12 protein-coding genes are annotated in these 12,777 nt (G+C 57.9%); 3 read left to right on the forward strand and 9 right to left on the reverse strand.

Translation table 11 applies throughout. From position 1 onward, the window contains the following. Positions 1-23 precede the first annotated feature (23 nt). The 6 genes from zwf to AC07ED_RS07035 form a co-directional block, all read right to left on the reverse strand. Positions 24-1,478, reverse strand: a complete 1,455-nt coding sequence (gene zwf / locus AC07ED_RS07010) for a glucose-6-phosphate dehydrogenase (RefSeq protein ID WP_105235133.1) — start codon at positions 1,476-1,478, stop codon at positions 24-26. A 124-nt stretch (positions 1,479-1,602) separates the two neighbouring features. Continuing rightward, positions 1,603-2,187 (reverse strand): HNH endonuclease, encoded by a 585-nt coding sequence (locus AC07ED_RS07015; RefSeq protein WP_105235134.1) that lies wholly within the window; start codon positions 2,185-2,187, stop codon positions 1,603-1,605. A gap of 190 nt (positions 2,188-2,377) precedes the next feature. Further along, on the reverse strand, positions 2,378-3,043 hold the full coding sequence (locus AC07ED_RS07020) for an alpha/beta hydrolase (protein ID WP_105235135.1): 666 nt from the start codon (positions 3,041-3,043) through the stop codon (positions 2,378-2,380). Continuing rightward, positions 3,040-3,669, reverse strand: coding sequence for a DNA-3-methyladenine glycosylase family protein (locus AC07ED_RS07025; RefSeq protein ID WP_105235136.1), 630 nt, complete (start codon positions 3,667-3,669; stop codon positions 3,040-3,042). Before AC07ED_RS07025 ends, AC07ED_RS07020 begins: the two co-directional genes overlap by 4 nt. Next, positions 3,666-4,376 carry a cobalt-precorrin-6A reductase gene (locus AC07ED_RS07030; RefSeq protein WP_105235137.1) on the reverse strand — a complete coding sequence of 237 codons (711 nt, stop codon included), beginning with the start codon at positions 4,374-4,376 and terminating at the stop codon, positions 3,666-3,668. Before AC07ED_RS07030 ends, AC07ED_RS07025 begins: the two co-directional genes overlap by 4 nt. After that, positions 4,373-5,422, reverse strand: a complete 1,050-nt coding sequence (locus tag AC07ED_RS07035) for a cobalt-precorrin-5B (C(1))-methyltransferase (RefSeq protein ID WP_105235138.1) — start codon at positions 5,420-5,422, stop codon at positions 4,373-4,375. The genes AC07ED_RS07030 and AC07ED_RS07035 overlap by 4 nt, the downstream gene beginning before the upstream one ends. Positions 5,423-5,518: 96 nt before the next feature. Here AC07ED_RS07035 and cobA point away from each other — a divergent pair, with 96 nt between their 5' ends. Genes cobA through AC07ED_RS07050 form a run of 3 tightly spaced genes read left to right on the forward strand, consistent with a single transcriptional unit; the run spans position 5,519 to position 8,917 of the window. Then, complete coding sequence (cobA, locus tag AC07ED_RS07040) at positions 5,519-6,370, forward strand: uroporphyrinogen-III C-methyltransferase (RefSeq protein WP_105235139.1); 852 nt, start codon at positions 5,519-5,521, stop codon at positions 6,368-6,370. Further along, positions 6,367-7,629: a cobyrinic acid a,c-diamide synthase CobB gene (locus AC07ED_RS07045; protein WP_105235140.1), complete on the forward strand. Its 1,263-nt coding sequence runs from the start codon at positions 6,367-6,369 to the stop codon at positions 7,627-7,629. Before cobA ends, AC07ED_RS07045 begins: the two co-directional genes overlap by 4 nt. Positions 7,630-7,666: 37 nt before the next feature. After that, positions 7,667-8,917 carry an MFS transporter gene (locus tag AC07ED_RS07050; RefSeq protein ID WP_105235141.1) on the forward strand — a complete coding sequence of 417 codons (1,251 nt, stop codon included), beginning with the start codon at positions 7,667-7,669 and terminating at the stop codon, positions 8,915-8,917. On the opposite strand, the gene AC07ED_RS07055 is transcribed toward AC07ED_RS07050, so the two are convergent. From AC07ED_RS07055 to cysS, 3 genes are read right to left on the reverse strand one after another with little or no spacing between them, the layout of a single operon-like run. Further along, entirely contained in the window at positions 8,918-9,685 is a 768-nt protein-coding gene (locus tag AC07ED_RS07055) for a squalene/phytoene synthase family protein (protein ID WP_105235142.1), read from the reverse strand. Further along, positions 9,682-11,310, reverse strand: a complete 1,629-nt coding sequence (cimA, locus tag AC07ED_RS07060; RefSeq protein WP_105235143.1) for a citramalate synthase — start codon at positions 11,308-11,310, stop codon at positions 9,682-9,684. Before cimA ends, AC07ED_RS07055 begins: the two co-directional genes overlap by 4 nt. Then, positions 11,310-12,728: a cysteine--tRNA ligase gene (gene cysS / locus AC07ED_RS07065; protein ID WP_105235144.1), complete on the reverse strand. Its 1,419-nt coding sequence runs from the start codon at positions 12,726-12,728 to the stop codon at positions 11,310-11,312. The genes cimA and cysS overlap by 1 nt, the downstream gene beginning before the upstream one ends. Positions 12,729-12,777 lie beyond the last annotated feature (49 nt).

Genomic DNA, 12,777 nt, shown 5'->3' on the forward strand with positions numbered 1-12,777 from the left:
GGGACCAGCCCGCCGTCGTTTGCTTAACCTTTGATATCGCGCCAGCGACGACCGTCACGATGCATCAGCATCAGCGCATCATCTGGACCAGCAGAGCCTTGATCGTAAAGCTTAGGCACATCGTTGCGACGTTCCCAATCATTGATCAGCGGATCAGTCCAAGCCCAAGCCGCCTCGACCTCGTCGCCACGCATGAACAGGGTCTGGTTGCCACGGATCACGTCCATGATCAGACGCTCGTAAGCATCGGTCACATCCTCTGCGTCATCACCAAGGGCCTCAGAGAACGTCATATCCAGCGGCACGTCAATCAGACGCATACCACCCGGACCCGGTTCTTTGATCGTCACTTGCAGGTCGATGCCTTCGTTCGGCTGCAAACGGATGGCGAGGATGTTGCGGTGACGCGCTTCGTCCCCTTCAAAGATCGAGTGACCAAGGTCTTTGAACACCACGGCGATCTCGGACGATCGCGCTTTCATCTTTTTACCTGTGCGCAGGTAGAACGGCACGCCAGCCCAACGCCAGTTGTTGATATGGCAGCGCATCGCGATAAAGCTCTCGGTGAACGAACGCGGGTTTTCCGCGTCGTCACGATAGGACGGGCTTTTGCCGTCTGCATCATATTGACCACGCACGATGTGGTGGTGATCAACGTTCTGCAAGGCACGGATAACCTTGAGCTTTTCGTTGCGGACCTCATCGGCCTCAAACTTGCTCGGCGGTTCCATCGCGATGAGGCACAAAAGCTGCATCAGGTGGTTTTGCACCATATCGCGCATCGCACCTGATTTATCGTAGTATGCACCGCGACCGCCAACACCCACGGTTTCCGCCACGGTGATCTGGATGTGATCGACGTAGTGGTTGTTCCACAGCGGCTCAAACAGCACGTTACCAAAGCGGACGGCCATGAGGTTCTGAACGGTTTCTTTGCCCAGATAGTGGTCGATGCGGTAAATCTGTGTTTCGTCGAAATGCGTTGCGAGCACCGCGTTGAGTTCCTTGGCCGATGCCAGATCGCGACCGAACGGTTTCTCAACAACGATACGGCTTTCGCTGTTTGCGATGCCATGCAGGTGAAGACGTTCTGCGAGATCGCCAAAGAGGCTCGGCGCGACAGAGAAATAGAACGCGCGCACAACGCCGTCCCGCATCAGACCAGCAAGCTGCGCCCAACCGCCCTCTCCCTTGGCGTCAATCGCAACATAGTCGAGACGCGCAAGGAACTCTGCGATCGATTTCTTTTCAGACTTCTCGGCACCGCCAAATTCTTGGATCGCGTCTGCCACAAGCTGGCGGAACCCTTCGGTATCCATCTCAGAGCGTGCAGCACCAATGATCCGCGATTCAGGGGTCATTTGCCCCGACAGATAACGGCGGAACAAGCCAGGCAGGATTTTACGGCGGGCCAGATCGCCCGTGCCCCCAAAAATCACTAGGTCGAAGGGTTCGACCGGAATGACACGCGATACCATGCTGTTCTCCGCTTCTCTCTCGTAGATCACATCACGCTAGCTATGTTAGCGTTAACGCTCGCGACTTACAATTCTCTACGGATAAAGTCTAGCGGCTTAGCACAGAATTGAAACCTTCCTCAGCTTATGCGTCCAATTCGGTGTCCCAATAGAGGTAATCCAACCAGCTTTCATGGAGGTGGTTCGGTCGGAATTTGCGCCCAAGGTTGCGCAATTCCTCGGCGCTGGGCTGACGCGGTGGCTTTCGCAGATGCATCCCCGTCTGACGCAGGCTCTTTGACCCTTTGGCGAGGTTACAAGGCGAACAGGCAGCTACCACATTTTCCCAACTGGTAATCCCGCCCCGCGCTCGTGGCACCACATGGTCGAACGTCAGATCGCCATGTCCACCGCAGTATTGGCACTGAAATTCGTCCCTCAAGAAAAGATTAAAGCGCGTGAAGGCCACGCGCTTTTGAGGTTTAACATAATCTTTGAGGACGACAACCGACGGGATCAGGAACTCTGTCGATGGGCTGCGGACCACTTCATCGTAGGTGGCAACGATATCCACCCTATCGAGAAAGACCGCCTTTACCGCTTCTTGCCAAGGCCAAAGCGAAAGCGGGTAATACGACAACGGTCGATAGTCCGCGTTCAACACCAGCGCGGGATGCGACCGTGGCCCAGCCTGATCTCTAACAAAATTTATCCTAAAATCGCCATCCATCGGAGCATATCTCCACTACTCTGTCTGCTCTAGGCACCAGAGCGGGAGCAACCCGCCCCAGCATAGCGTTAACTATATATCGTAGCCCGAACGGATCAAGCCTCACGATATCGTCAACACGTGCCCGCAGATAACCGCAGCGATGTAACAGCCGAGTGACGCGACAATAGGCAAATTGCCCTGTCTTTGGTCAGTAGCCCAACCGCTCACGCATGAACGCGAGGGCGACCGACAGTCCATCAGGCGCGATGCCGTGGCCTGTGCCCTTCATGATGTGCGCATAGACCTCTTTCCACCCAGCGGCCTGAAGCGCCTCTGCGGCTTGGGGCAGCGATTGCACGGGGACGACATCGTCTTGGTCGCCATGGACCAATAGAACTGGCGGGCGGCAGGACAGTTCGTCGGCGAGCAACTCTGGCTCAAGCAGACGACCAGAAAACGCACAGATCCCCGCGACCGCATCTTCGCGGCGAGGTGCGACATGCAGCGACATCATCGTGCCTTGGGAAAAGCCAAAGATCATAACCTGTTCAGGCAGCAGATCGTAATCGACCATCACACCGTCCAAGAACGCGTTCAGGTCATCAGACGCACGATCAAGACCCTGACGCGATTCCTCCTCGCTTGACCCGTCGATCCACGGGATCGGGAACCACTGGAACCCCATCGGCGCACCTGCGCAGGCCTCGGGCGCATCAGGAGCAATGAACATCGTGTCGGGGAGGTGTTCGCCGAGCACGTCTGCCAGCCCCAAAAGGTCGGCCCCATTGGCACCGTAGCCATGCAGGAACACAACAGCAGAGCGCAGATCGCCCGATACCGGTTCGCGCCGGTCCGCCTGAAGAGCACGTGTCATAGGATACCTTCCCTGTCTTTCGCTACCTTGTAGTAGGCCCACAAGAGCCGAGCCGCAACCGCACGCCACGGGCTCCAGTCTTCGGCCATTTTCCGCAGTGCCCGCTCTGTCGGTCGGGCGTCGAGGTTGAACAACATCCGCGCGGCCTCTTGCAGAGCCAGATCGCCGGGGGCGAATACATCCGCCCGACCCAACGCGAACATCGCGTAAATTTCAGCCGTCCAAACACCTATTCCGTTGACAGCTGTCAACTCCTTAATGATTTCTAAATCAGGGAGTTGCCGCAAATTGTTAAAGTCAATTCCAGCCCCCGCAAGTGCCTTTGCATAACGCACTTTTTGGCGGCTCATGCCCAAGGCGCGAAGGTCGTCCTCAGTAGCGTTTAGGACATTCTCAGGGTTCGTCATGCCCGCCGCCTCAACCCGTGACCAGATCGCACTAGCGGCTGCGACGCTTACCTGCTGGCTGACAATCGCAGACAAAAGCCGATCAAACCCGTCTTTGGTGCGGCGAAGCGGCAGAGGACCAGTCAAGTCATAGGCGGCTTTGAATTCGGGATGGGCGGCTGACAACCACGCGATCCCTTCGAGGATGCAATCATCGGTTTCGATGATCCGCCCGATCATAGGTCCATGACCCAGTCCAAGACATCCTGAACCCGTTCGCGCCGCAAGGCATCCGCCATCGGCGGGCGCTGAACCATAACAACAGGTATCCCCAATTGCCTCGCAGCGAGGAGTTTGCCTTCGGTCATTCCGCCCGCGTTTTTGGCAACAACGATGTCGATCTCATGCTGTTTCAGCAGCTCCACCTCATCCGCCTCGGGGAATGGCGGACGGCCCGTAATATAGGTCACGCCATCCTCTGCAGGCTGCGGATCAACAGTGCGGATCACGAGGTGACAGTTCGGCAAATTCAAATCTGCCGCACCTTTGCGACCGACAGCCGCAAAAACACGGGTGCCATCAGGGACAACAGCAGACACGCTCGCCATGTCGGGAACCATGATCCATTTATCCTCTGGCTCAGGCTCCCATTCGGCGCGGATCAGTTGGATATAGGGCAATCGGCGCTGGGCACAGACACGCGCCGTCCGTTCGGTGATCGCAGTTGCAAAGGGGTGCGTGGCGTCGATGACCGCCGAGATGCCGTTATCGTCCAGATACTGGATAAAGCCATCCTCGCCACCGAACCCACCGATACGGGTTGGGATCGGATAGGCCGCGGGGGAAGCGGTTTCACCCGCAAGAGAGGCAATCGCTTTGATCCCGTAATCATGGAGGAGCCACGCCATTTTGCGGGCTTCTGTCGTACCAGCCAATAAAAGGATCACGCGCCTGTCCTCGCCAAAATCTTGCCTGCGCGGTCGATAACCACGATGTCGATGTCGATACCTGCATCGCGCACCACCGACAACGCCTGTTCACGGGCTTTGACGGCAATAAGATCGGCCAGAGGCGCGCCGCAAATCTCAAAGGCCTCAAGGACGGTATTCGCACCGCGCAACCTGTCGTGCCCCATCCAATCGGCAAGGATGTCGAAATCCACCTGCGACCGCCCCGAATGAAGGTCCATCGCGCCCTGCGCCAGCTTTGCCAGCTTACCGATGCCACCACCGATCGTCAGGCGCGGCACGGGATGTTGGCGGAGATATTTCAGCAGACCACCCGCGAAATCCCCCATGTCGAGCATCGCGTGATCGGGCAGATCATAGAGCCCCTGCACGATCCGCTCTGACGTCGCACCTGTGCAGCCCGCAACATGGGTCGTGTTCCCTGCCCGCGCCACGTCGACGCCACGGTGGATCGACGCAATCCACGCCGCACAAGAGAACGGACGCACAACGCCTGTCGTGCCAAGGATCGACAAACCGCCTTTGATCCCCAATCGCGGGTTCCATGTTTTCTGCGCGAGCTCTGCCCCATTGGGCACGGTGATCGTGATCGCGATATCGGGGGATTGGCCAAATTCGCTGGCCAATTCGGCGACAACCTCATCCATTAAGGCACGCGGCACCGGGTTGATCGCGGGCTCACCCACAGGGATCGGCAATCCCGCTTTGGTCACCATCCCGACACCGACGCCCGCATGGAACGTGACGCCCCCTGCCGACCGTTCGACCCGCGCACGGATCAAGGCACCGTGGGTCACGTCAGGGTCGTCGCCTGCATCCTTGATGATTCCAGCTTCGGCATAACCGTCGCCTACGTCCATATAGGCCAGTTCGAACACAGGTGTTTCGCCCTTGGGCAAAGTGATCGAGACCATTTCAGGCCACGCCCCACCCCACAAACGCAGCAACGCCGCCTTGGTGGCGGCGGTGGCACAAGCGCCCGTGGTCCAGCCACGGCGCAAAGGGGTGTCGGGTTTGCGCGTCATGGCGTGACTATAGAACGGGTTATCCGTGCCGCCAATCCAGCAAACTGCGTCGTTTGTCGCCTTTATTCAGGCCCACTTACGGGGCATAACCACCCCATGATCGACTCGCTTCCCTTTTCCGGCCAGACATGGCCCGTTTTGAAACCCGGTTGGGTATGGCTCTGTGGTGCTGGCCCTGGTGATCCCGGGCTGCTGACTTTGCATGCTGTCAACGGCCTGCAGCAAGCGGATGTGGTGATCTACGACGCGCTCGTGGATGAGGCGATCCTCGCGCTCGCCTCGAATGCGGAACATATTTACGCGGGCAAGCGCGGCGGCAAACCGTCGGCAAAGCAGCGCGACATCTCGCTCCAGCTCGTCGATATGGCGAAAGAGGGCAAAAAGGTTTTGCGCCTCAAGGGCGGCGATCCGTTTGTCTTTGGCCGCGGTGGCGAAGAAGCGCAAACCCTGATCCAGCATGGCGTTCCTGTGCGGATTATACCCGGCATTTCGGCAGGTATCGGCGGTTTGGCCTACGCAGGTATTCCAGTCACCCACCGCGACGTGAACCAATCGGTGACTTTTGTCACGGGTCACGACCAGTCGGGCGAAACCCCGCAGTCGCTCGATTGGGCGGCGATCAGCAAGGGGTCGCAAGTCCTCGTGATCTATATGGGGATGAAGCATATCGCTCAGATCGCAGGTAGCCTGATTGAGGCGGGTCGTCCACTGTCGGAACCTGTTGCTGTCGTGACCAATGCTACAACGCCGAACCAGCAGGTTTTGGAGTCCACCTTGGGCACGCTAGAGGCCGATATCGCGGCCGCTGGGCTAGAACCACCTGCGATTATTTGCGTGGGCCGTTCGGTTCTGATGCGTCAGGTTCTCGATTGGCAGAGCCTTGCGGCGGGCATTGAACCGCGCAACCTCGATCCCCTTGGGCGTGGTCGTCCGGCAGAGAGCGCATGACAGGGATCGTCATTGCTGCACCCGCTTCGGGATCGGGCAAGACGACGATCACCTTGGGCCTTTTGCGCGCCATGGCCCAAGATGGGCTGAACGTACGCGGTGCGAAATCTGGGCCTGATTACATTGATCCTCGATTTCATGCGGTTGCCAGCGGGCAACCTTGCGTGAATTTGGACGCTTGGGCGATGACGCCTGATCGTATTCGGTCGCTCGCCGCTGGTGATGGGCCCCTCATCGTCGAAGGCGCAATGGGCCTCTTTGACGGCGCGCCGCCTGATGACCGTGGGTCGAGCGCTGATTTGGCCCGTGCGCTGGGCCTCTCGGTCGTTTTGGTGGTCGATGCGGCGCGGATGGCGGGTTCGATCGCAGCACTGGTCGCTGGCTTTACGGGCTTTGCGTCGGACGTGACCGTTGCGGGCGTGATCCTGAACAAAGTCGGGTCGCCGCGACACGAGGGCATTCTACGCCGCGCACTAGCTGCGACAGGCATTCCCGTTTTGGGGGCCGTTCCACGTGATGCGCAGATCGTTCAGCCATCCCGCCACCTCGGCCTAGTTCAAGCCGACGAGCGCGATGATTTGGATGTGTTTCTGGATAGTGCTGCCGCTCTTGTCCGTCGTCATGTGGACATTGACGCGCTGCGGAAGTTGATGCGCCCTGTGGCGACAAGCACCCACGTGGGCCTCACTCCACCCGCACAGCATATCGCATTGGCCCAAGACCGCGCCTTTGCCTTTTCCTATCCGCATATGATTGCAGATTGGCGACGCAATGGGGCCGAAGTCATTCCGTTTTCACCGCTCAATGGTGATCCTATCCCGGAGGCTGATCTGGTTTATCTACCCGGTGGTTATCCAGAGCTTTACGCGGGTCAGATTGTCGGATCGGGCTTTATCCAGAACCTAAAGGACACCGCATTAACCACTGATATTTATGGAGAATGTGGTGGTTATATGGTCATGGGTGACGGTCTGATTGATGCCGATGGCACGCGACACGAGATGGCTGGGCTGTTGCGGTTGGAAACCTCGTTTGCACAACGAAAACTGCACCTTGGGTATCGGACGGTGACGGGCACACAGGGTCCATTTGCTGGGCATTGGGCCGCGCATGAGTTCCACTATGCGACCACGATTAAGGCCGAAGGTGACGCGCTGTTTACTGCCCAAGATGCCGAAGGCACCGACCTGCCCGCGATGGGACTGCGGCTCGGCCGCGCCTACGGATCGTTTGCACATGTGATTGACGCCATGTGTTAAGGCCGTCACAAAGGCGGTAACGAATTTAGGACTTCCCATGGATACGATCTATACCGACGACCGCCGCGCGAAACGCAACGTAGCAGTGCTGGTGGTGGCCCAAGCGATTTTGGGCGCGCAAATGCCGATGATCTTTGCCATTGGGGGTCTTGCAGGCAAACAATTGGCGGCGAACCCTTGCTGGGCGACCTTGCCAATTTCGATGATCGTGTTCGGATCAATGACCACTGCACCGTGGCTATCGCCGCTGATGCAGCGCAATGGCCGTCAGTTTGGGTTCATGCTCGGTGCTTTTGCGGGGATGCTGGGCGCGATGATTTCGGCGGCTGGCCTCTATTTCGCGAACTTCCCGTTGTTCCTCGTGGGGTCCTATATCACGGGTATCTATATGTCGGCGCAGGGCTTCTACCGCTTTGCTGCCACCGACACTGCGACTGACACGTTCAAGCCCAAGGCGATTTCTTATGTAATGGCGGGTGGTCTGATTTCCGCGATTGTCGGACCGCAGTTGAACAAAGTGGTCGGTGACATCAATCCTGTCATTCCGTTCCTTGGCAGTTACCTCGCGATCGTGGCGATCAACCTGTTCGGTCTGTTTCTTTTCCTCGCGCTCGACCTGCCAAAGGGCAGCAAATCGGCGCCGAAAGTTCTGGATGCGCCAATTGCGCGGACACGTAAAGCGCTGCTCGCACATCCGCCCATCATCGTGGCAATCATCGTTGGTATGGTCAGCTATGCGCTGATGAACCTTGTGATGACCTCGACCCCACTGGCGGTTGTGGGCTGCGGTTACGGCGTTGATAGTTCAAACGATATCGTCACCGCGCACGTTCTGGCCATGTTCATTCCGTCGTTTTTTACAGGTCACCTGATTGCACGCTTTGGCGTAAAGACGATCATGGCGACGGGCCTTGTGATCCTCGCCTTTGCTGGCATTGCCGCTCTAGCTGGGGTTCAGCTCGCAGATGAAGCATCGTCACCGTCGCTGTTGAGCTTTTACGCAGGTTTGATCCTACTAGGTGTCGGCTGGAACTTTGGCTTTATCGGCGCGACAACGATGTTGGCACAGGCGCACGAGCCGCATGAACGCGGTGTCATTCAGGGCCTGAACGACCTGTTGGTCTTTGGCGGCGTGACGGTGGCGTCGCTGGCGTCGGGCGGTCTGATGAACTGTTCGGGCGGGTCGCCGATTGACGGCTGGACGGCTGTCAACGTGGCGATGGTGCCATTCCTCGCGCTTGCCGGTGGATCGCTGATCTGGTTGGCGCTGCGTCCAAAAGACCTCTGATCACCAACGGCCCGTTAGCTGTTTCAGCATGAGCGTACCCTTGCGGCGGAACTCCGACGTGGTCAGGCGTCCGTCGGGGACGGATTGTGGATCGGCCATAGCGGCTGAGAGGATCGCCTTGGCCCGCCATCCAGCGCGCAAGGCTGGAACTGCGGGACCAAAATCGGTGCCGCGATGTTTCGCAAGCATCCGAAGGCCGTAGTCGGCGAGGTTCTTTACCTCTGCGAGGGTTTCATGGGCCAGAGGTTTGCGGCCCGCGGCCTTGATCGCGGGAACGGCCAAGAGCCAATTGGCGATGCCAGAGGCGATAGCGGCCTCGCGGATCGCTTCTTCTTTTTCCGCATCAGCACCGAGCGCCAAAGCCGCCAGAACAGTCAAGCTCCCTGCACCACGGTCGATATGAGCTATCACGGCCTCTTCGTTTTCGAAGTGGTCGCCGTTGATGTCCCAATACCGCGCATTGATCATGGTCGAAATGACTGAGGGCGGCAGAGCGGTGGATTTCACGACCTCTGCAAAAGGACCCGCCACTTCATGCGCACGGGGCGGTTTGCCCTCGACCACTTCGGTCACGATGTCCTGCCACCATTGCAACCGCATTTGCGCGATCATAGGTTCGCGCGTCACCCAAGGGGCCTTTGCGACCTCTAGGTTAAAGGCATAGAGCGGAAAGAGTTTCGCCCGCGCCTCTGGTGGGGCGGCCATTGTCGCGAGAAAACGATCAGGGTCGCCCTGACGAACCAGTTCAGCGCAGGCGTTCAGGGTCATACGGGTTCGGCTCCGTCTTGGACGAGTTTCCAGTTCACCGCATCGAGGAGCGCATCAAAGGACGCGTCGATTATGTTCGCGGACACGCCAACGGTGGACCAACGGCGGCCTGTGCTGTCCTCGCTGTCGATGATCACGCGGGTCACAGCCTCGGTGCCGCCATTTGTGATACGGACCTTAAAGTCGACAAGCTCCATATCCTCAATCAACGACTGATACGGACCGAGGTCTTTGGCCAGCGCCATCGACAATGCGTTCACAGGACCCGCGTCAGTAAGTTGGTCCGCATGTTCGTTCTCGTAGAAGGACGTCACGCGTTGTGTACCGATCCAGACGGAGACGACGGCCTCGGATACACTGATCACTTCGCCCTTAGCATTACGGCGGCGTTCGGTGATCACGCGGTAACGGTCCACGTCAAAGAACGGACGCGGTTGGAACAGCGTTTCACGGGCCAGCAGTTCGAACGATGCCTGAGCGGTGTCGTAGGAATAGCCACGGGACTCGCGCTCTTTGATCTCTTCTAAGAGACGCGGCAGAGCGGGGTCTTTGTCGTCCACTTCAAACCCAGCCTCTGCCAAACGGCGGCGCAGGTTCGACTGGCCTGCTTGGTTCGACATCGGGATGATGCGGCTGTTGCCGACCAAAGCGGGGTCGATGTGTTCATAGGTCGATGGATCCTTGAGGATCGCGCTCGCATGGAGGCCCGCCTTATGGGCAAAGGCCGAGGCGCCCACATAGGGCGCCTGTTTCGCAGGCACGCGGTTCAGGATATCGTCGAGCAGACGCGAAAGTTTGCGTATCCCCGCCAAAGCCTCGGTCGAGATGCCCGTGTCGAGCGTCGACTTATACGGCTCTTTCAGCAAGAGCGTCGGGATGATCGTCGTCAGGTTCGCGTTGCCGCAGCGTTCGCCCAGACCGTTCAGCGTGCCCTGAATTTGACGCGCACCCGCATCCACTGCCGCGAGAGAGTTCGCGACGGCGTGGCCCGTGTCGTCATGACAATGGATGCCGATGTGGGAGCCTGGGATGCCAGCCTCGATCACCTTGCCAACGATCGCCTTCACCTCGGACGGCAGTGTGCCGCCGTTGGTGTCGCAGAGCACGATCCACCGAGCGCCTGCATCATAAGCGGCCTTTACCACTTCGAGAGCATACTCAGGGTTCGACTTGTAGCCGTCAAAGAAGTGTTCCGCATCGAACAGCGCCTCACGGCCCGAGGCCACGATATGTGCGATCGAGGCGCGGACGTTTTCAGTGTTTTCTTGATACGTGATGCCAAGTGCGGTCGTCACATGGAAATCATGCGTCTTACCAACAAGGCACACTGCAGGCGTATTCGCGTTCATCACCGCCGCCAGAACATCGTCATTTTCAGCCGAACGCCCTGCCCGTTTGGTCATCCCAAAGGCCGTCATCGTCGCGTTGTTCAGCGCAGGCACCGCATCAAAGAAATCGCTGTCGGTCGGGTTCGCCCCCGGCCAGCCGCCTTCGATGTAGTCGATGCCGAGCATATCCAGAGCGGTCGCAATCTTTTGCTTTTCACCCGTTGAGAACTGCACGCCTTGGGTCTGTTGACCGTCGCGCAGCGTGGTGTCGAAAAGGTAAAGACGTTCTTTGGTCATCATAGACCCTCCAGTTTCGCGGCATCGAACCCTGCAGCGGGCAGAAGTTCCACTCCAGCTTTGGACATGCGGACCTCAACGCCCGCTTCCATTAGTGCGTTTTTCATCGCATCAACGGCGCTGAAATCTTTGGTTTCCATCGCGGCGTAACGGAGCGCTACCAGCGTATTGCGAAAAGCGTCTAACTTACGCGCAATTTCAGCTTCTTCAGGACTATTTCCTATCCCAAAGCTGCTGCTCGCCATTTCATTAATGAACTGATTTCTCGTAGCATCAGAAAGGAAACCGAACCAACGCGCATGATCCAACAGAGATTGAGGATTCCATTGAAGCTGATTGATATACACGAGTGCCAAATGGGTATTCAGATCATCCGCTAAAGAGTTAATAAATTTTTCGTCGGGCTGAAAATCAATGGAGGGAAACAGGTCTGCAGTTAGGCCATGCCAATGCCTAATAGTTGCTTTAGCCTCATCTTTTTTCTTTTCGGTCCAGTTCATCGGCTTTGAATAACGTGTATCCAACATCACATACCGCACGACCTCGCCCGGGATGCCCTGATCCAAGAGGTCGCGGACGGTAAAGAAGTTGCCCAAGGATTTGGACATCTTCTTGCCCTCAACCTGAAGCATTTCGTTGTGCAGCCAGACGTTCGCAAAGCCACCTTCTGGGTGGGCGCAGCAGCTTTGGGCGATTTCGTTTTCGTGGTGCGGGAACTGGAGGTCGTTGCCGCCGCCATGGATATCGAACGATGCGCCCAAGAGTTCGTAAGACATGGCAGAACATTCGATGTGCCAGCCAGGGCGACCATACCCCCAAGGGCTGTCCCAACCTGGTGTCTGCGCGTCCGAGGGTTTCCAGAGGACGAAATCCATCGGGTCCTCTTTGAACGGTGCGACCTCAACCCGTGCGCCTGCGATCATGTCGTCAACCGAGCGACCCGACAGTGCGCCGTAGTTTTCATAGGACCGCACGCGGAACAGCACATGGCCTTCTTTTTCGTAGGCATGGCCTTTGGCGATGAGGTCCTCGATCATCGACACCATCGCGCCGATCCATTCGGTCGCGCGAGGCTCATGGTTCGGACGCATCGCGCCGAGGGCATCCATGTCGTCATGATACCACGCGATCGTTTCATCGGTGATGTCACGGATCGAGCGATTATCGCGGGCGGCACGGGCGTTGATTTTGTCATCAACGTCGGTGAAGTTCCGCACGTAAGTCACTGCCTCTGCACCATAAACATGGCGAAGAAGGCGGTAGAGAATATCAAACACCAGAACTGGCCGCGCATTCCCGAGGTGGGCGCGGTCATAGACGGTCGGGCCGCAGACATACATACGCACGTTCTGTGGGTCGATCGGTTCAAAGACCTCTTTTTTGCGGGTCTTCGAGTTATGGAGTTTGATCGTGGTCATACGGCCTCTCACACAGGGTTTTCGCCTGCGGGCTTAGCAACTTACTGAT

It is taken from the genome of Aestuarium zhoushanense (assembly GCF_056431045.1).

Coding starts and splice junctions, on each gene's coding strand:
- AC07ED_RS07045 (WP_105235140.1), top strand. CDS start 6,367: ATGACAGGGATCGTCATTGCTGCACCCGCTTCGGGATCGGGCAAGACG.
- AC07ED_RS07050 (WP_105235141.1), top strand. CDS start 7,667: ATGGATACGATCTATACCGACGACCGCCGCGCGAAACGCAACGTAGCA.
- AC07ED_RS07025 (WP_105235136.1), bottom strand. CDS start 3,669: ATGATCGGGCGGATCATCGAAACCGATGATTGCATCCTCGAAGGGATC.
- zwf (WP_105235133.1), bottom strand. CDS start 1,478: ATGGTATCGCGTGTCATTCCGGTCGAACCCTTCGACCTAGTGATTTTT.
- cysS (WP_105235144.1), bottom strand. CDS start 12,728: ATGACCACGATCAAACTCCATAACTCGAAGACCCGCAAAAAAGAGGTC.
- cobA (WP_105235139.1), top strand. CDS start 5,519: ATGATCGACTCGCTTCCCTTTTCCGGCCAGACATGGCCCGTTTTGAAA.
- AC07ED_RS07015 (WP_105235134.1), bottom strand. CDS start 2,187: ATGGATGGCGATTTTAGGATAAATTTTGTTAGAGATCAGGCTGGGCCA.
- cimA (WP_105235143.1), bottom strand. CDS start 11,310: ATGACCAAAGAACGTCTTTACCTTTTCGACACCACGCTGCGCGACGGT.
- AC07ED_RS07020 (WP_105235135.1), bottom strand. CDS start 3,043: ATGACACGTGCTCTTCAGGCGGACCGGCGCGAACCGGTATCGGGCGAT.
- AC07ED_RS07055 (WP_105235142.1), bottom strand. CDS start 9,685: ATGACCCTGAACGCCTGCGCTGAACTGGTTCGTCAGGGCGACCCTGAT.
- AC07ED_RS07035 (WP_105235138.1), bottom strand. CDS start 5,422: ATGACGCGCAAACCCGACACCCCTTTGCGCCGTGGCTGGACCACGGGC.